The sequence below is a fragment of the Dactylosporangium sp. CS-033363 genome, from assembly GCF_050942475.1.
Classification (GTDB): domain Bacteria; phylum Actinomycetota; class Actinomycetes; order Mycobacteriales; family Micromonosporaceae; genus Dactylosporangium.
The window spans coordinates 3,046,255-3,064,555 of record NZ_CP192032.1 but is presented as its reverse complement, the minus strand read 5'-3'; the positions used below and the strand labels follow the sequence as shown (position 1 = coordinate 3,064,555).

The window sequence follows — 18,301 nt, the reverse complement described above, 5'->3', positions numbered from 1 at the left end:
CCCCCCGGTCCACATAGTCCAAGTACAACCCACGCCATCAAGCCGGTCAATCACCGATGTCTGTCAATGGGTGAATCGCCGGGTGAAACCATTCTTCTCGGCGATGAATCACGCCCGGCCCCCGGGGCCGAAGAGACGAACGGACCTGGCATTCCGGCTAGGAAACCGCTAGCGGGACCATGGGCGGCGTTCGCGACGCAACCAGTCAACCTGATCCAGCCAACCTGGCACAAGCTCCATCCGGTCAGGTTCCGCGACCACAGTGGACAGCAGCGTCCGCCCCATGTGGCCCAGCACCTCGTCGCGCGCCACCGCGGGCGCGCCGAGGTGGTCGGCGAGCCGGCTGAGCTCCCGCACATCCCGAGGGTAACCCTCCCGCGCACGGCTGCCGAGCCCATTGCCCCGTCCGTGGCACCCACCGGCAGACCCGGGCGACGTTCCACAGTGGACGTCAGGCGGTGCGGGTGGCGTACAGCTCGCGCAGCCGGGGCTTGGGGACCTTGAGGGCCGCGTTGCGGGGCAGGGCGTCCAGGAACAGCACCGCCGTCGGCTTCTTGTAGGAGGCGAGATGCCGCCGGCACCACTCCACGACCATCTTGTCGTCGAAGGTGTACCCGGGGGCGCGCACCACGGCCGCCACCACCGTCTCGCCCCAGTGGTCGTCCGGGGCGCCGAACACCGCGACCTCGGCCACGCCCGGCATGCGGGCCAGGGCCTGCTCGACCTCGGCCGGGTAGACGTTCATGCCGCCGGTGACGATCATGTCCTTGAGGCGGTCGGTGATGTAGACGTAGCCGGCCTTGTCCAGGCGGCCGAGGTCGCCGGTGTGCAGCCAGCCGTCGCGCAGGACGGCCGCGGTGGCCTCGGGGCGGCCGAAGTAGCCGGCGAACAGGGTCTCCGACGCGACCAGCAGCTCGCCCTGCTCGCCCGGGGGCAGGTCGGCGCCGGACGGGTCGACCACGCGGACCGCGGCGATGTGCGCCGGGCGGCCGGCCGAGGCGAAGATGTCGTCCGCCTCGCAGGAGTCCGACCAGTCGGACGGGACGGTCGTGGTCACCGGGGCGCCGGTCTCCGTCATGCCCCAGGTCTCGACGAAGCGGTCGCCGATCACCGAGACCAGGTCGCGCATCACCTCGGGGCGCATGGCCGAGGCCGAGTGCAGGACGCCGGTCAGGGACCGCAGGACCTCGGGGCGGCGGCGGACCTCCTCGGTGAAGGCGGGGGCGAGCGGGGACGGGACGTACGTGAACGTGCTGCGCTCGCGGATCATGCGGTCGATCCACTCGGCCGGCGGCAGGCCGGCCATGAAGGAGAGCTCGCCGCCGAGGTACAGGTGGGGCAGCATCACGCCCCAGATGCCGGCCACGAAGGAGAACGAGCCGGTGAAGGCGCAGCGGCTGCCGGGGCGCAGGCCGTCGTGGACGGGCATGTGCAGGATGATCCGGTTCAGGTTCTCCTGGGTGATCACCACGCCCTTGGGGGTGCCCGTCGTGCCGCTCGTGTAGCCGATGATGGCCGGGCTGGACGGGGGGACCAGACGCGGCTGGAGCGGGGCGGCGTCGAAGACCGGTTCCAGAACGACGGGGGCGGACGCCGACCGTCCATACGAGACGAAGGCCGCCACCCCCGCATCGTCCACAATGGACTGCACCTCGGGAGGCGCCAGGCGGTCGTTGACGTGTACCGCCGGGAAGCCGCCCAGGAGGCAGCCCAGGTAGCACTCCAGGGCCTCGACGCGGTTCTCCATCATCAACGCGACCCGGTCGCCGGGGTGAAGGCCCTGGGCGGACAGGACACCGGCGAACCGGGCCGCGTTGTCGAACAGGTCGCCGTACGTGCGCTCGGTACCTCCGGCGCGCACGGCGACCCGGCCGGGGATCCGCCGCGCGACGTTGAGCAGCAGCATTCCCGGAGTCACAGCAGTTCCCCGGCGTGGGCCAGGGTCGCGGCGCCGAACGGATCCGCGTCGGTGGAGGACGGCACCAGGACCACGTCATCGACGCCGTTCGCCCGGAACTCAGCGATCCGTTTCGCGGCCGTCTCCGGGGTGCCGACCACGCCGATGGCGTCGATCAGCTCGGTGGGGATCGCCGCGAGCAGGTCCCGCGGATGGGGACCCGTCCGCGCGTACGCCACGACCTCCCCGAACCCCGCCCGCACGAACATGTCGGAGTAGCCCGGCGCGGCCAGGTAGCCGACCACGCCCCGGCGCAGCTGCTCATAGGCCGCGTCGAGCGAGGTGCCGATGGCGGCGGGGGCCCAGGCGGCGACCCGCGGGCGGGGACCGGACGAAGCCGCCTCCAGCTGCGTGACGAGGTCGCCCGCGGTCGGCGGGTCGAGCAGGTTCAGGACCATGCGGTCGGCGTGGCGGGCGGCCGTCGTGACCGCGCGCGGGCCGAACGCGGCCACCACGAGCTGTGCGGGGACCGGTGGCAGGCGCAGGCGGTACCCACGAAGCTTGGATCCTGAAAGCAATGCGCGCACGGACTGGGCGGCGTCGTCCAGCGCCTGGGCGGAGCCGGACCGGGAGCGGCCGTGCCACTGCTCGACGACGACCGTGCTCGACGTGCCCAGGGCGACGTCGACCGGGCGGCCGGTGAGGGCGGCGACCGAGGCCGCCCCCATGGCGATCATCATCGGGTCGCGGACGGTGACCGCGAACGGGCCGAGCACCATCCGGGTCCCGGCCGGCAGCAGGGGGCCGGCCGCGGTGGCGAGGGCGAAGGCGTCGTAGGTGGCCATCTCGCCGATCCACACGGCCGGGAAGCCGTGCTCGCCGGCGAGGCGGGCGGTGTCCAGGGCCTCGGCCGCCGGGCGGTCCTGCCACAGGCCGAGGGAGATCTCGATGCTCATGAGTGGCTGAAGTCCGCCGGGAGGCCCATGCCGCGCATCATCGTGGCGCGGTCGTAGTACTCCAGCCACTCCGTGACGAGGCCGTCGTCACCGATTCGCAGGATGCCGACGACCGGCAGCTCCACGTGCCGGCCGTTGATGTCGAAGTCGTCGACGCGCTCGATGAAGACCCGGCCGTCGATGACGCCCATCGCCTTGACGCGCAGCTCGATGCGCTCCAGGCCGGCGGTCAGGGACCGGATGCGGGTCTCGATGGCGGGACGGCCGACGATCGGGTCCTGCATCACGCTGTGCAGCACGCCGTCCTCGGCGAACAGGGCGACGACCCGGTCCCAGTCCATCCGGTTCCAGGCGCCGACCATGTCGCGGGCGACATCCAGGGGTTCGGTCATGCGACGATCTCCTCTCGCAACGAGCGCTTCAATACCTTGCCGACCGGGTTGCGGGGCAGGGCCGGGCGCAGCTCGAGCCGTTCGGGCAGCTTGTAGGAGGCGATCCGCTTCTCCTTGAGGAACTCGACCAGGCCGGGCAGGTCGAGCTCGGCGCCGTCGCGGGGCACGACGACGGCGCAGACCCGCTCGCCGAGCACGTCGTCGGGGTAGCCCACGATGGCCACGTCGGCGACCGCCGGGTGGGCCGCGATGAGCCCCTCCAGCTCGGCCGGGGCGATGTTCATGCCGCCGCGGATGACGAGGTCCTTGGCCCGGTCGACGTACTCCAGGAACTGCATGTGGTCGCCCGCGATGACGAACACGTCGCCGGTGCGCAGGTACCCCTCCTCGTCGAACGGGCTGGCCAGCCGCTCGCCGTGCAGGTAGCCCGCGAACACCGTGGGGCCCTTGAGCCGCAGCTCGCCGGGGACCCCGGGCTCGGTCACCTCCTCGCCGGTGGCCGGGTCGACGAGCCGGACGCTGGTCCACTCGGTGACCCGGGAGCTCCACGTGTAGCCGGGCACGCCGTAGCGCGGGAAGAACCGCGCCCGCTGCTCGGGGTCGGGCACGTCGTGCGGGTCGGTGAGCAGCGAGATGCCCTCGTTGGAGCCGAAGAAGTTGATGATCCCGATGCCGTAGCGGTCCTGCCAGCCGCGGACCATCGGCGGCTGCAGCGGCACCGAGCCGGAGCCGATCTGCCGCAAACTGGTGATGTCGGCCGCAGCGAGCAGCTCGTCGCGCTGCAGCAGCAACGTCAGCAGGGCAGGGGGCGCCACGGTGTACGTCACGCGCTCCGTCGTGATCTGCTGCAGAAACGTCGGGAGGTCGAACGGGTGGTGCTGCACGAGGATGCAGCCGACCCGCAGCCAGGGCAGGAACATGCCGTTGATGCCGGCCATGTTCACCATCGGGAACGGGTTGAGCAGCACGTCGTCCTCGGTCAGGCGGGGCGCCTCGACGGTGGCCCAGCAGATCGCGAGCCAGTCGTAGTGGCTGCGCGGGACGCCCTTCGGGGTGCTCTCGGTGCCGGACGTCCAGCAGATCGTCACGCAGTCGTTGGGGTCGGCGTCAACCGGCTCCACTGTGGACGGATCGGCCGCGGCCGTCAGCTCGTCGAGCGGGAGCACGCCTTCGGGGAGGTCGTCGCCGTGGGCCAGCACGGGGGCGATCCCGTAGCCCAGGAACTCTTCGGCGTGCGCCCGGTCCCCGATGCGTGACGTGGTCAGGAAATACTTGACGTCGGCCAGATTCGAGAGCGGCACGATCTCGTGCTCCCGGAACTGCACGGGGAACGGCGTGACGATGAGCCCGATCCGCCACGCCGCCAGGTAGGCGACGACCAGCTCCACCGTGTTGGGGAGCTGGACCCCGAGGACGTCGCCCTCTTGCGCGCCCTGCGAGAGCAGTACCGCGGCGAGGCGGTTGGTTTCGAGGTCCAGCTCGGCCCAGGTCAGGCGGCGGGGTGCGGAGCCGACGAGCGCGGCCTTGTTGGCCGGGTCGACGACGGCGAGCCGGTCGGGCTGCCGGGCGACCTGCGCCCGCAGCAGTGCATCCATGGTGTCCCGCGACCACCAGCCGCGCGCGGTGTAGTCCGCCACGCGCTCCGGCGGGTGCAGTTTTCGTCCCGGCATGCCCGAACCCCCTCGACTACTTGGTGATGTACTTGCTGGAGATGTCGATGACGTCCCCGTACGGCTTGAACGCCACCCCGGTCGCGTCCCACTGGAACGGGCGGAAGGCGAGGATGCCCAGCGGGGCCGTCGGGGCCATCTTCCACTTGATGCCGTCGATGAACATCGGCGGCTGGTACTCCTGCGTCCGCGCCGCCTCCATGATGCCCGCGTGGGACAGCTTGGAGGGAGAGGCCGCGGCCTTCTTGAACACGTCGATCATGAGGTCGCCGATGACCCAGCCGTTGACCGTGTAGCTGTTGGTCGGCGCGGGGTTGTTCTGGGCCTTGAGCTTGGCGAGGTAGTCGGTCATGCCGGCGTCGGACGCGTACAGGTCGCTGGCCGGGTTCTTCAGCCACACCGGGACGAGCTGGCCGTCCGCGGCGGCCCCGGCCGGCTTGTACAGCGTGTTGCCGTCGACGCAGTTGGACGGCTGGATGAACGTCTCGGGCTTCCAGCCGCTGCGCCCGACCGCGATCGACAGCGCCGGGCAGTCGGTGGTGACGCCGGCGTCGAAGAGCACCTGGGCGCCGCTCGCGCTCAGCGTGGTGGCGGCCGCCGCCGGGTCCGCGAGGGAGACCTCCTTGACGAGCTCGAAGCTGGTGCCCTGCAGCGCCTTCTTGAACCCGTCGGCGAGGCCCTTGCCCGACTCGGTCTGGTTCGCCGCGATCGCGACCTTGGCGCCGTTCGGGTACTTCTTCTTCAGCAGCTCCACGTCGAACGCGGTCTCGACGTCGGCGCTCGGGAGGTACTGCGTGGTCCAGGGGAAGTTCTTGACGTCGCGGAACGTCGGCACGCCGGACTGGGCGAACAGCAGCGGGACGCAGGCCGCGTTCTGGTCGTCGGCGACCGCGTCGAGCTGGCCGGAGCCGAACACGTCGAGCACGTCGACCTTGTCGGACTGGATCAGCTGCCCGACGTTGGCCTTGGCCTTGGCCGGGTCGAACGCGTCGTCGCGGGAGACGACCTCGAGCTTGACGCCGTTGACGCCGCCGGCCGCGTTCTCCACGGCGAAGCGGTCCTTCATGCCCTGCAGGACCGCGCCGACCGCCCCGGCGAGCGGGCCGGAGAGCGCGGCCGACCAGCCGACCTTGAGCGTGCCGCTGATCTCCTTGGTGGCGGCGGCGGGGTCGTCGCAGTCCTGCGTCGGGGCCTTCCAGCCGCTCGCCGCGGTGGATCCGGCGCTGGCGGCGGTCTCCGGTTCGTCGCCGGAGTTGGCGTTACTGCACGCCGCCAGCAGTAAGGTCGCGCTCGTCGCGGCGGCTATCAGGCGTAGTGGGCGCTTCATGGTGTTCCTCCTGGACCAGCAGCAGCTTGGGAAGGCGGCTCAGCCCGCCGACGATGCCGTCGGGCATGAGGAAGATGATCAGGATCAGCACGACGCCGAAGAGGACGCCGGAGAGCTGGCCCTGGCTGACGTTGGCGGGGTTGAGGTTGGCGGTCAGGTAGGGGATGTAGACGACGGCGAAGGCCCCGACGAGCGGGCCCAGGCGGGTCGCGGCGCCGCCGATGACCAGGCCGGTGATGAACTCGATGGACTTGAGGAGGGTGAAGGAGCCGTCCGGGGAGAGGGCGGCGAGGTACATCGCGAAGAGGCATCCGGCGAGGCCGGTGACGGCGCCGGAGAGGCCGAAGACGGTCGTCTTGACGGTGGCGACGCGCACGCCGGAGGCGGCCGCCGCGATCTCGTTGTCGCGGGTGGCGATCATCGCCAGGCCCGCGCGGCTGCGCACCAGCAGGTGCACGAACAGCAGGACCGCGGCGAGCATTACGGCCGAGAGCCAGAACAGCCACTCGGCGCGCTCGCCGGCGCTGAAGCCGCTCCACGGCGGCGGGTTGAGCAGGCGGCGCCGGATGACCAGGCCGCGCGCGCCGCCGGTGAGCCCCTCGAACCGGCGCACCAGTTCGGGGAAGGCGACGCCGACGGCCAGGGTGACGAGCGCGAGATACAGGCCGCGGATGCGCAGCGCGGGCAGGCCGACGACGAAGCCGACGACGAAGCACAGCAGCATCGCGGGCACGATCGTCGAGAGGGGATCCAGGTTGTACCGCATGACGAGGATTCCGGTCGTGTAGGCACCCAGGCCGAAGAAGGCGCTGTGGCCGATCGACAGGAGTCCGGTGTACCCGGTGGCCAGGTTCAGGCCGCTGATCGCGATCGCGTAGATGAACACGCTCGTCAGCTGGGAGACCCGGAACTGGGCGAGCCCGGAGGCCCACAGCAGCGCGAGGATCGCGAGCGCGGCCAGTACCAGCATGGCGGCCCGGTGCGGCCAGGTGCCGCGGGTGAGCACGATCGGCAGTCGCATCACACGCGCTCCAGCTGCTTGGTGCCGAACAGGCCGTTGGGGCGCAGCACGAGCACGGCGACGATGATGGTCAGGGCGGCGGTCTGCGGCAGGGTGTCGCCGATGAACCCGACGTAGCCCATGATCAGCTGCTGCAGGACGCCGAGGACGAGGCCGCCGACGACGGCGCCGATCGGGCTGTCGAGGCCGCCGAACAGGGCCGCGGCCGAGGCGTAGATGAGGATCGGGAACATCGTCTGCAGGCCCAGCTGCTGCGGCGAGAGCGGGGTGACGAGCACGCCGGCGACGGCCCCGATGGCGCCGGAGACGCCCCAGCCGAACATGAGGACCCTGCCCGTCCTGACGCCGCTGAGGGCGGCCGACTCGGGGTTGTTGGCCACGGCCCGCATGTGCAGCCCGAGCGTGGTCCGGTTGAACAGCAGGAACATCAGGCCGACCACGACGAGGACGACGAGCCAGACGCCGAGGCCGTCGAAGTACAGCCGGGCGCCGCCGATGCTCAGGTAGTCCTCCAGGCCGTTGGGGAAGACGCTGGGCATCACCTTGGTCTCGGAGTTCCAGATGAGCCCGGCCAAGGCGTTGAGCGCCGTGAACAACCCCAGACAGACGATCAGGACCGCCATGTCGTTGCGGCGGCGGACCGGGCGGATCAGCGTGCGCTCGATGCCGGCCCCGAGCACCAGCCCGACGGCGGTCGCGACGATGAGCCCGGCCCAGATCGGCGCGCCGAGCGTGCTGAGCCACCAGGCGATGTAGGTGGTGAACAGGGCCAGCTCGCCCTGGGCGAAGTTGATGGTCCCGGAGCCCCGGAAGACGATCACGAGGGCGAGGGCCATGATGGCGTACACGCAGCCGTTCGTGATGCCGTCGAAGAGCCGGTCGAGCAGGAGCGACACGGTGTTCCTCCCCTAGTAGCCCAGGTAGGCGCGGCGGACCGCGTCGTTGTCGCGGAACTCGGCGGCGGGGCCGTGCCCGGCGACCCGGCCGACCTCGAGCAAATACGCGCGGCCCGCCAGGTCCAGGGCGAGCTCGGCGTTCTGCTCGACCAGCAGCAGGGCGGTACCGTCGGCGGCGTTGACGTTCTTCAAGGTCGCGAACAGCTCGGCCACGATCTTCGGCGCGAGGCCCAGGCTGATCTCGTCGCACAGCAGCAGCCGCGGCCGGCTCATGAGGGCGCGGGCCACGGCCAGCATCTGCTGCTCGCCGCCCGAGAGCGTGCCGGCGACCTGCCTGGTGCGGGCCTTGAGCACCGGGAAGACCTCGAACCAACGCTCGATGTCGGCCGCAATCCCGGCCTTGTCCCCGCTTCGGGTGGCCGCGCCGACGCGCAGGTTCTCGTGCACGGTGAGGGCGGTGAACGTGCCGCGGCCCTGCGGCACGAGGCTCATGCCGGTGCGGCGCTTGGCGATCGGGTGCCCGTCGAACGCGATCGTGCCGCGGCTGGGCAGCAGGCCGGCGATGGCCCGCATGAGCGTGGTCTTGCCGGCCCCGTTGGCGCCGAGCACGACGACGACCTCACCCGGCCCGACGGTGAGGTCGACGCCGTGCAGTACTTGCGCCTGGCCGTACCCGGCGACGAGTCCCTCCACCTCCAGCAGGTCGCTCATGCCGTGCGGCCCAGGTAGGCGGCGGCCACGGTGTCGTCGCGCTGGACGTCCCCGGGGTCGCCGTCGGCGATCTTGCGGCCGGAGTCCATCGCGACGACGTGGTCGCAGATGCCCATCACGAGGCCCATGTGGTGCTCGACGAGGAGCGCGGACAGCTCGTACCGGTCGCGGATCCGCCGGATCAGCTCGCCCAGGTCGCGCACCTCGGCGTGGGTGAGGCCGCCCGCCGGCTCGTCGAGCAGCAGCAGCTTCGGCCGCGCGGCGAGGGCCCGGGCCAGCTCGACCCGCTTGAGCGTGCCGAACGGCAGCCCCTGGGCCGGGTGGTGGGCGACGTCGGTGAGGTCGAGCGCGGCCAGGATGCCGTAGGCCTCGGCGCGCAGCGTGCGGTGCCGGCCGCGGCGCACGTGCGCGCCGGCGACGGTGTTCTCCAGGACGCTCAGCGAGCCGAACAGCGCCAGGTTCTGGAACGTGCGGGCGATGCCGTGCCGCACGATGCGGTGCCGGGGCACGGCGAGCAGGTCGGCGTCGCCGAACCGGATCGTGCCCGCGTCCGGCTGGTAGATCCGCGTGATGCAGTTGAACAGGGTCGTCTTGCCGGCCCCGTTCGGCCCGATCAGGCCGCAGATCTCGCCGGGGGCGACGGTCAGGCTGATGCCGTCGAGGGCGGTGACACCGCCGAAATGGATTCGAACGTCGCGCACGTCCAGCGCCGCAACCGACACCGGCACCTCCGCTCCGAGGCCGCATACTTCAATTGGCAGTGCTACTGCTGTTACTACAACAGTCGGAGTAACCCGTCAATGGTCCTCGGACAGTGGGCTGGTGGGTGCCTCGGCGTAACGGCCCAGAAATATTTCGGGACCGTCCCCCTGTGCAAGTCACTCTTCTAGTTGTAGCTTGTGAGCACCCGTACGGGTTGTTTGGAGGTCAACGATGTTCTCCATCGCCGAGGTCGTGCGCGAGGCTGCGAGGGTGCGGCCCGACGCTCCCGCGGTCTCCGGACAGGGCCGGGCCGCGACCTTCGCCGAGATCGACCGGCGCTCCAGCCGGGTCGCCGCCGGACTGCTCGCTTCGGGCGTCGAGCGCGGGGACCGGGTCGCGTACGCGGGGCTCAACCGCACCGACGTGCTCGACATCGTCGCGGGGATCTCGAAGGCGGGCGCCGTACCGGTTCCGCTGAATTTCCGCCTGGCCGGGCCGGAGCTCGATCTCGTGTTGCGCGACTCGGGCGCCGTCGTGCTCTTCGCCGAGCCGGCGCAGGCTTCGCTTGTTGCGTTCCCGGGGGTGTTGATCACCCTTGACGGCGACTACGAGGCGTGGCTGGGGGCGCAGCCCGAGACCGACCCCGGGATCGTGACCGGGCCGGACGAGCTGGCGGTACTGCTGTACTCCTCGGGCACCACCGGCCTGCCCAAGGGCGTCATGATCCGCAACCGCAACCTGCACTCGATGCTGGACGTGGCCCGCGGCCGCTGGCAGCTCGACCCGGGCGACGCCTCGCTGAACGTCTCGCCGTACTTCCACGTCCTCGGCTTCGCGTGGGCCGTGCACAGCCTGCGCCAGGGCGCGATCCTGGCCCAGGTCCGCGACGCCGCCCCGCAGGCCCTGCTCGGCATGATCGCCGGCGAGCGGGTGCGGGTGGCGGTGCTCGTACCGGTGCTCATCGACGTGGTCCTGCGCAGCCCCGGGCTGGACGAGGCCGACCTGAGCAGCCTGCGCCTGATCCTCTACGGCTCCGCGCCGATCTCGGCCCAGGTGCTGGTCGAGGCGACCAAGCGGCTCGGGGCGGCGATGGAGCAGTCGTACGGCCTGACCGAGGTCTCCGGCGGCGCCACGTTCCTGAGCCCGGAGGACCACGACCGCGCCCGCGACGAGCCGGGCCTGCTGCGCTCGTGCGGCAAGCCGGACCCGAGCAGCGAACTGCGGATCGTCGACCCGGTGACCCTCGACGACCTGCCGACCGGCGAGCCGGGCGAGGTGCTGATCCGCTCGGCCCAGGTGATGGCCGGCTACTGGCAGCGCCCGGAGGAGACCGCGCACACGCTGCTCGCCGGCGGCTGGATGCGCACCGGCGACGTCGGGCGGCTCGACGCCGAGGGGTACCTCTACCTCGTCGACCGGGCCAAGGACATGATCGTCTCCGGGGGCGAGAACATCTACCCGGCCGAGGTCGAGCGCGCGTTGCAGGCCCACGACGAGGTCGCCGAGGTGGCCGTGGTGAGCGCCCCCTCGGACAAGTGGGGCGAGTCCCCGATCGCCGTCGTCGTGCGGGAGCCGGGCAGCGCGCTGACCGAGGCCGCACTCATCGCGTGGGTGCGGGACCGGCTCGCGCACTACAAGTGCCCGGTCGCCGTCCATTTCGTGGAGGCGCTGCCGCGCAACGCCTCCGGCAAGGTGCTGCGGCGCGTGTTGCGCGAGCCGCTCTGGGAAGGCCACGAACGAAGGGTCGCCTGAGTGTCACTCCAGGATCTCTTGGACAAGCAGGACATCACCGAAAATCTGATCCGGTACATGCGGGCGGTCGATCGCGGCGACGTCGAGGCCCTGCGCGCCTGCTACCTGCCGGGCGCGACGGAGGAGCACGGCGGGGTGTACAGCGGCCCCGCCGACGCGTACGTCGACAGCATCGCCCGCACCCTGACCCACCCCAGGTCGATCACCACGCACGTCGTCACCAACGTGCTCATCGAGCTCGACGGCGACCGCGCGGACGTGGAGTGCTACGTGACCGCGTTCGCCCGGGTCAAGCCCGGCGACACGCTCACCGTGGCGCGCATGCTCGACGTGTTCGAGCGGGTCGACGGCCACTGGGGCATCCGCCGCCGGCGGCTGCTGTGGGAGTGGAACCACGACATGGAGCGAACGGAAGGCTGGATCTTCGGCATGCTCGTCCCCGACCCCGCGGTGCTGCAGCACGGCGCGAAGTTCCCGGCCGATCCGGTGTACCAGCGGTGACCGGCGTCGTCGCGCTCGTCACGGGCGGCAACCGGGGCATCGGCCAGGCCTTCGTCGAGGAACTGCTGGAACAGGGCGCCAAGGTGTACGCCGGCAGCCGCGACCCGCACGGCGTCTCCGTGGACGGCGCGATCCCGGTGGAGCTGGACATCACCGACGCCTCCCACGTTGCCGCGGCCGCGGCCCGGTGCTCCGACGTGAACCTGCTCGTCAACAATGCGGGACTGTTCACCAACAAGCGGCTCGTGGTCACCGACGACCCCGACGCGGCCCGGGCCGAGATGGAGGTCAACTTCTTCGGCACGCTGAACATGACCCGGGCCTTCGCGCCGGTCCTGGGAGCCAACGGCGGCGGTCAGATCATCAACGTCCTGTCGGTGGCGGGCATCGTGCCGACCGCGTTCATGGGCGGGTACTCCCCCTCCAAGGCGGCCGCCCTGTTCCTGTCCGGCATCACCCGCGCCGAGCTGGAGCCCCAGGGCACGAAGGTCACCGCGCTGATCGTCGGCTCGGTCGAGACCCGCATGTCCGAGCACGTCGACGGCCGCAAGGAGGACCCGCGCGACATCGCCCGCACGGGCCTGAAGGCGGCGGCCAAGGGCGAGCTGACGTTCGACACCGACTGGATGGCCGTCGACGCCCGGGCCCGGCTCGCCCGCGACCCCGTGCGCTACGAGCGGCAGCTGGGGAAGCTCGTGCACAAGGCGGTACTGCGGACGGGTCGCGAGTAGATGGGGACCCGCGTCATCCAGTGGGCCACCGGCGCCATCGGCAAGACGACGCTGCGGGCCGTGCTCGACTCCCCCGACCTGGATCTCGTCGGGCTGTACGTCTACGGCGACCGCAAGGCCGGCCGCGACGCGGGATCCATCGCGCGCCGCGGCTTGACCGGCGTCGTGGCCACTCGCGACATTTCGGACATCGTGGCGCTGGACGCCGACGTGGTGATCCACACCCCGCGGTTGCGCCTCGACTACGGCGAGCACGACGACGACCTGTGCCGCCTGCTGCGTTCGGGCAAGAACGTCATCACCACCGCCGGCCACCACTACCCCGCTCCGGAGCGCGCGGCCCGATTCGCGGCCGCCTGCGCGGAGGGCGGCAGCACGCTGTTCGGCGTCGGCATCAGCCCCGGGGTCATCGGCGAGCGGCTGGCCCTCGCCTTGACGGGTGTCTCGGTCCGGCTGGACCGGGTCGAGATCGACGAGGTGCTGGACGCGAGCGCCATGCCGGACCCGGACTTCGTGTTCAACGTCATGGGGATGGGGTCAACGGCGCCTTCTTCGTTGGGGCCGCTCTACAGCGAGCTGTACGCGGAGACCCTCCGCTTCATGGGCGACGCGATGGGCGTGACGTTCGACCGCATCGAGCCCGACCACCACCACGAGCTGGCGGCGGCTGATCTGCCGGTCGCGGCGGGCACCATCCCGGCCGGCACCGTCGTGGCCACCGAATGGCGCTGGCACGCCATCGTGGCCGGCCTTCGCTTCATCACGCTGTCGATCATCTGGACCATGGACCCGAAGCTGCCACGGTACGCCGGCCGCGATCACTGGACGATTCACGTATACGGCAAGCCCGAGGTCGTCATGTCCCTGAACCTGGTGGAGCCGGACGAGCCCGGGGTCCGGACGACGGCGGCCCAGTACGTGACGGCGGGCCCGGTCATCAACGCCATCCCGCACGTGGTGGCCGCCCCACCGGGCATCCTCGGCTTCAACGTCTTCGGCGCGTGGTCTTCCCGATGACGCGGCCGATTTTCGCTCGCCACGCCGACGGCACCCGCGTCGCGAACGTAGCCGACATCATCCGCCGCCGCGCCGCCGCGACCCCAGATCTCGTCGCGGTCATCGAGCCGTCGCGCACCACGACGTTCGGCGGCCTGGACGAGCGCTCGAACCGCGTGGCCCAGGCCCTGCTGGCGGCGGGCGTCTCGCCGGGCGACCGGGTGGCCTACATCGGCGCCAACGCCCCGGAGTTCCTCGAGGTCCTGTACGGCGCCACGAAGGCCGGCGCGATCGCCACCGCCATCAACAACCGCCTGGCCCTTCCGGAGATCGCGGCCATCCTGGCGGACGCCTCGCCGGCAGTTCTCGTGGTCGACAATCCGGCTCTGGTACCGTCCGGAACTCAGGCCGTGTGCACCGGTCCCGCGTACGAGACCTGGCTGTCCACAGTGGATTCTCTGGACCCGCGGGTGCCGGTAGGACCGGACGACACGGCGGTCATCTTCTACACCTCGGGCACCACGGGCCGCCCCAAGGGCATCATGCTGAGCGGCGACAACCTCGGCCAGGCCCTGGCCACGATGCACTACGACATGGACCTGACCACGTCCTCGGTGGCGATGGCGCCGATCCCGTACTTCCACATCTCAGGCCTGGGCCTGGCGCTGGTGGCCAACCTGAACGGCGCCGCCCTGCTCCTGGAAACGGCCGCAAGTCCGGCCGACCTCATCGAGCTGTTGTCCGCGCGCCGCGTCTCCCACGCGGCGGTGGTCCCGACAATCCTGCAGACCCTGCTGAACCTCCCCCGCACCCGGTCGACGGACTGGTCAGCCCTGCGCTACCTGGTCTACGGCGCGATGCCGATCCCCCTGCCGGTGATCCAGGCGGCAACGGAGGTCTTCGGCTGCAGGTTCCTCCAGTCGTACGGCCTGACCGAGTCCACGGGCGGCGTAACGGTTCTGTGGCCCTCAGATCACCTGCCGGACGAGCCGTGGAAGGAACGCCGCCTCCGCTCGGTAGGCCGCCCCATGCCAGGCGTCGCGCTGCGCGTGGTAGATCCCGTAACGCTGGACGACCTACCGCCGGGTGCACGCGGCGAGGTCCTGATCGGCGGCGGCCACGTCATGCAGGGCTACTGGCGCAACCCCTCGGCCACGGCTGCCACGATCGTGGACGGCTGGGTCCGAACAGGTGACGGCGGCTCCTTCGACGAGGACGGCTACCTGTACCTGCACGACCGCATCAAGGACATGATCGTGTCGGGCGGCGAAAACGTGTACCCGGCCGAGGTGGAGAGCGTCCTGACCGGCCACCCACATGTCCTGGAGGTCGCCGTGGTGGGCGTGCCGTCCGAGCGGTGGGGCGAGTCGCCGATCGCCGTCGTGGTCGCCAATGGCCCGGTCGACGACCTGATCCCGTGGTGCCGGGAGCGGCTGGCGCACTTCAAGTGCCCGGTCGCCGTACACGTCGTGGATGCCCTGCCCCGCAACGCCTCCGGCAAGCTGCTGAAGCACGCCCTGCGCACGACCTACGCCTGACGCATCTCCCGCAGCAGCTCGAACGCCTCCGCATCCTCACCCTCGAACACCGCCGCCGCGCGGCACTCGACATATGACACGACGGCGGACTGCCGAACCTCGCCGTCGACGATCCGCACGGCCGCCAGCAGGTCCCGCGGCCGTACCTGCGACCACGCAAGGTCACCGAACTCCACCAGCTGCTCCAGAACGCTCGGCATGATGTGCGGCTCAGCGATGAAGTCGGTCACCATCGACGGCGCGACCTCGTACTTGAACACGGAAGGCGGGAGCGAGTAGCCGAGAATCCTGTCGCGCTCCGCCGAGTCCGGGCTCCGCCGGGCGACTTGACGGACGAGGGCGAGTTGGTCGACGGGGTCGTCGCCGAATCTCGGGTGTCCACTCAGCACGTGGGGGTGACGCAACAGGAGCCATACCCGGGCTGGTTGGTCTTGCGGGGCGTCAAGGTCCGGGATGGCGCCGACGAGGCGTGCGAGGGTCGCGTCCGACACCGCCGGGCCGTCCCGCAGGAGCGCCTGCATGAGCATCACGCCGGTCGCGTGGTGCAGCGATTCGTCGGCGTGCTCGACCTCCTCGACCCAGTTCAGCAGGGCCAGCTCGTCGTAGGGCAACAGCCGGCCGAGCTGCGGAACGGGCCAAATGTCGGCCAGCAGCTTCACCAACAGGACATGCAGCCGGCACTGCGTCGCCGTGATCCCCGAAGACTCCGAGGGCAAGGTCACCTGGCCGGCGCTGATGGTCTCTTCCGTGTGGAAGTCACCGACCAGTCGCGCCTCGGCCATCGCCAGCGAGGAAAAGGACCGGCCGTAGAACCGGATCCGTCCGTGCTTGCGCTCCAGGTTGACGAACAGGTCCGTCTGCGTCTCCGCGTCCAGACTGCGCCACAACCTCACCAACGAGGCAAAGTCGGGAAGCAGCGCCACCTCGACGCCGTCCCGGTCGCACAGCGCCGCCAGGATGACCAGGTTCGCGGAGTACGCGGCGAGGCGGGTCACGATGTCGAACGGCGTTGGGCAGTACGGCGATTCGTCCACCCGCTTCCGTGCCGCACCGAGCAGCTCGACCAGGGCGTTGCGCAGGTCGGCTCGGTCCTCGGCCGGCAGGCGTTCGAGGAGCGCACGCAGGAACGGGGCGATCTGCTCGCCGTTGGTCAGGGGCTGGTGCGAGAGCAGGTCGCGCAGCCCGGCGTCATCCAGGTGGGCGCCGTAGGTGCGGCGGGGGCGGCGCCAGTCGTGCAGGAGTTCTTGGAGGAGGTCGACGGTGTGCTCGGCCACCAGGTACTCGGCGAAGGTCGCGTGCAGGAACTCGTAGGTCCGCCGGCCGGGGACCCGGACGTCGTCGCCGGACTGGGCGACGTGGACGAAGAAGAAGGCGGCCACCGTTCGCTTCGCGCGGGTCAGCGGCTCTCCCGTGTGGCCGCCCGGGGCATCGGCGATCGGGTGGAGGGCGTCGAGGTCGCGTTCGAGGTCTTCTTCGCTGACGTACTGGCGGCCGCGGTTGAACATCGCGAACGCGGCCACCGACAGGTCGTGGCGGGCGGCCTGCTCCAATTCGGCGAACCGGAGGTCGCCCAGCGCCTCCGGGCCCTTCTCGCGGATCTGGCGGCCGATGAACGTGTCGAGGAGCCTGCGGTACAGCTCGTCGGCGTTCAGCTGTTCGTCGTCGAGTCTGGCGCCACTCTCGGCCGCGTATACGGCCAGCATCATCAAAAGCAGCGGCTGGCCGGCGAGGTCCTCATGGCGGGCGAGCTCGTCGACACCCAGCTCCCGGAACCCCGGCCGGTTCGCGTTGGCCGTGTTCCAGGCGTCGGCCCACCGCTCGATCTGCGCCGTGTCGAACGGTTCCAGCTTGAGCACGACGGTCTCGGGTGGGACCACCGTGCGGTCCATGACCAGCGTGCGTGACGTGATCACCACGATGACCGGGCGGCCGTTGATCCATTCCTCGCGTTGGAAGCGGGCGACCCGTTCGATGTAGTGGGACTGGGTGACGCCGGTGGCCTGGACCAGCTCGTCGAAGCCGTCCAGCAGGACCACCTTCGTGGTGTCCGAGGCGCGGCACAGGTCGCCCCACGAGAGGTGCTCCTTCACCAGGCGCTCGACCGTTCGCTCGATCTGCTGGTGGATGTCGGCGTCCGGGTCCACCAGGCGCAGGGGCACGCGGATCGTGGTGAACGCGGACCCGGGGAGGCGGGCCGCGAGGATCTCATCTCGGTCAGCAGGGACTTGCCCGCGCCGGGGTGGCCGAGGACGACGAGCGGGTGCTCGGTGAAGGCCGGGTCGCTGACGCAGGCGGCCAGGAACGCCGCGAGGTCGTCGCGCCGGCGGCGCTGCTGCCACCAGGATTCGTCGCCGAGGCGGGCATCGCGGCCGGCGAGCGCGATGCGGAAGCTCGGGCTGACGAACCCGTCGCGGACCGTTGGGAAGGCGGGGTCGTCGGCCTGCCACAGCGGGCGGTCCAGCACCAGACGGGCGTGCCGGGCCAGGCGCTGCTCGGCCTCGACGGCCGGGGCGCCGTGCACCAGCGCGGTCAGCATGGCGCCGAGTTCCGCCAGGGTCTCGGTCTGCTCCCGCACCGCGTGGCGGGTGGCCTCGTGCTCGGCGAGGTGCGCCAGGAACGCGAACTCCGGAAGGTCGGCCGCCATCCGGACGTAGCGGTTGCGGTACAACGTGATCGCCAGGTCTACCACGACGGCCCGGTCGGGATAGCGGCAGCCGGCCCCCGCCACCAGGCCGGACGCGAAGTCGACCAGGCTGCGGTGGATGGCGGCGTAGTCGGTCTTCAGCTGCACCATCGTGGACTCGAACCCGCGCGTGGCGCCCGGCATCGGCGGTGGGGTGGCCAGCGCTCGGGCGAACCCCCGGCGCTCGTCGTCCGTCAGCCTCAGGTCGGCCTCGAGGTCGCCGGCGTGTTCGGCGAAGGCGTCGAAGTAGCAGGAGATGACCAGGACGGCGTGGGCGGCCTCGATCAGTTCGTAGTGCGAGCGGCCGCGGACCGACTTGATGCGGTCCGGGGCCTTGCCCAGCAGGTCGCGCAGCAGCGCGTTGGCCTCGCCCTTGGCGTCGAACAGCGACAGCGCCAGGCCGGAGAGCGGGGTCGCCGCGAGGAGCGCGCCGCCCGCGAGGCGGCTCAGCACGGTGGTGTAGTCCGTGCCGCCGGTGAGGATCTTGACTGCTTCGGCGTAGGTCAGGCGCGAGCGGGCCACACACGC

17 protein-coding genes are annotated in these 18,301 nt (G+C 70.9%); 5 read left to right on the top strand and 12 right to left on the bottom strand.

Annotated elements, in window-relative coordinates:
• Positions 1 to 168: 168 nt before the first annotated feature.
• The 10 genes from ACQPZ4_RS14160 to ACQPZ4_RS14115 all read right to left on the bottom strand — a co-directional run bounded on the left by ACQPZ4_RS14160 (position 169) and on the right by ACQPZ4_RS14115 (position 9,592).
• Positions 169 to 357 carry a hypothetical protein gene (locus ACQPZ4_RS14160; protein WP_433060191.1) on the bottom strand — a complete coding sequence of 63 codons (189 nt, stop codon included), beginning with the start codon at positions 355 to 357 and terminating at the stop codon, positions 169 to 171.
• 94 nt (positions 358 to 451) lie between these two features.
• Positions 452 to 1,918 (bottom strand): class I adenylate-forming enzyme family protein, encoded by a 1,467-nt coding sequence (locus ACQPZ4_RS14155; protein ID WP_433060189.1) that lies wholly within the window; start codon positions 1,916 to 1,918, stop codon positions 452 to 454.
• Entirely contained in the window at positions 1,915 to 2,853 is a 939-nt protein-coding gene (locus tag ACQPZ4_RS14150; RefSeq protein ID WP_433060186.1) for an LLM class F420-dependent oxidoreductase, read from the bottom strand. Before ACQPZ4_RS14150 ends, ACQPZ4_RS14155 begins: the two co-directional genes overlap by 4 nt.
• Positions 2,850 to 3,245, bottom strand: a complete 396-nt coding sequence (locus ACQPZ4_RS14145) for a nuclear transport factor 2 family protein (protein ID WP_433060183.1) — start codon at positions 3,243 to 3,245, stop codon at positions 2,850 to 2,852. Before ACQPZ4_RS14145 ends, ACQPZ4_RS14150 begins: the two co-directional genes overlap by 4 nt.
• Positions 3,242 to 4,915 carry a class I adenylate-forming enzyme family protein gene (locus ACQPZ4_RS14140; protein WP_433060181.1) on the bottom strand — a complete coding sequence of 558 codons (1,674 nt, stop codon included), beginning with the start codon at positions 4,913 to 4,915 and terminating at the stop codon, positions 3,242 to 3,244. Before ACQPZ4_RS14140 ends, ACQPZ4_RS14145 begins: the two co-directional genes overlap by 4 nt.
• Before the next feature lie 16 nt (positions 4,916 to 4,931).
• A complete protein-coding gene (locus ACQPZ4_RS14135; RefSeq protein ID WP_433060178.1) occupies positions 4,932 to 6,242 on the bottom strand; it encodes an ABC transporter substrate-binding protein in 1,311 nt (436 codons plus the stop codon).
• The gene (locus tag ACQPZ4_RS14130; protein ID WP_433060176.1) at positions 6,175 to 7,263 is read right to left on the bottom strand and encodes a branched-chain amino acid ABC transporter permease; all 1,089 of its coding nucleotides are present in this window, start codon (positions 7,261 to 7,263) and stop codon (positions 6,175 to 6,177) included. The genes ACQPZ4_RS14135 and ACQPZ4_RS14130 overlap by 68 nt, the downstream gene beginning before the upstream one ends.
• On the bottom strand, positions 7,263 to 8,159 hold the full coding sequence (locus tag ACQPZ4_RS14125; RefSeq protein ID WP_433060173.1) for a branched-chain amino acid ABC transporter permease: 897 nt from the start codon (positions 8,157 to 8,159) through the stop codon (positions 7,263 to 7,265). Before ACQPZ4_RS14125 ends, ACQPZ4_RS14130 begins: the two co-directional genes overlap by 1 nt.
• A gap of 12 nt (positions 8,160 to 8,171) precedes the next feature.
• Positions 8,172 to 8,870: an ABC transporter ATP-binding protein gene (locus tag ACQPZ4_RS14120; protein WP_433060170.1), complete on the bottom strand. Its 699-nt coding sequence runs from the start codon at positions 8,868 to 8,870 to the stop codon at positions 8,172 to 8,174.
• Positions 8,867 to 9,592, bottom strand: a complete 726-nt coding sequence (locus tag ACQPZ4_RS14115) for an ABC transporter ATP-binding protein (protein WP_433060167.1) — start codon at positions 9,590 to 9,592, stop codon at positions 8,867 to 8,869. The genes ACQPZ4_RS14120 and ACQPZ4_RS14115 overlap by 4 nt, the downstream gene beginning before the upstream one ends.
• A 211-nt stretch (positions 9,593 to 9,803) precedes the next feature.
• Here ACQPZ4_RS14115 and ACQPZ4_RS14110 point away from each other — a divergent pair, with 211 nt between their 5' ends.
• The 5 genes from ACQPZ4_RS14110 to ACQPZ4_RS14090 are packed head-to-tail and all read left to right on the top strand — an operon-like array spanning position 9,804 to position 15,090.
• Positions 9,804 to 11,324 carry an AMP-binding protein gene (locus ACQPZ4_RS14110; protein WP_433060164.1) on the top strand — a complete coding sequence of 507 codons (1,521 nt, stop codon included), beginning with the start codon at positions 9,804 to 9,806 and terminating at the stop codon, positions 11,322 to 11,324.
• A complete protein-coding gene (locus tag ACQPZ4_RS14105) occupies positions 11,325 to 11,825 on the top strand; it encodes a nuclear transport factor 2 family protein (RefSeq protein ID WP_433060161.1) in 501 nt (166 codons plus the stop codon). It begins immediately after the preceding gene.
• On the top strand, positions 11,822 to 12,556 hold the full coding sequence (locus tag ACQPZ4_RS14100; protein ID WP_433060158.1) for an SDR family oxidoreductase: 735 nt from the start codon (positions 11,822 to 11,824) through the stop codon (positions 12,554 to 12,556). The genes ACQPZ4_RS14105 and ACQPZ4_RS14100 overlap by 4 nt, the downstream gene beginning before the upstream one ends.
• Positions 12,557 to 13,573, top strand: a complete 1,017-nt coding sequence (locus ACQPZ4_RS14095) for an NAD(P)H-dependent amine dehydrogenase family protein (protein ID WP_433060155.1) — start codon at positions 12,557 to 12,559, stop codon at positions 13,571 to 13,573.
• Positions 13,570 to 15,090: an AMP-binding protein gene (locus ACQPZ4_RS14090; protein ID WP_433060153.1), complete on the top strand. Its 1,521-nt coding sequence runs from the start codon at positions 13,570 to 13,572 to the stop codon at positions 15,088 to 15,090. Before ACQPZ4_RS14095 ends, ACQPZ4_RS14090 begins: the two co-directional genes overlap by 4 nt.
• On the opposite strand, the gene ACQPZ4_RS14085 is transcribed toward ACQPZ4_RS14090, so the two are convergent.
• Complete coding sequence (locus ACQPZ4_RS14085; protein WP_433060151.1) at positions 15,081 to 17,249, bottom strand: NACHT domain-containing protein; 2,169 nt, start codon at positions 17,247 to 17,249, stop codon at positions 15,081 to 15,083. The two genes, ACQPZ4_RS14090 and ACQPZ4_RS14085, sit on opposite strands and share 10 nt — an antisense overlap.
• Complete coding sequence (locus ACQPZ4_RS14080) at positions 17,177 to 18,295, bottom strand: hypothetical protein (protein WP_433060148.1); 1,119 nt, start codon at positions 18,293 to 18,295, stop codon at positions 17,177 to 17,179. The genes ACQPZ4_RS14085 and ACQPZ4_RS14080 overlap by 73 nt, the downstream gene beginning before the upstream one ends.
• Positions 18,296 to 18,301 lie beyond the last annotated feature (6 nt).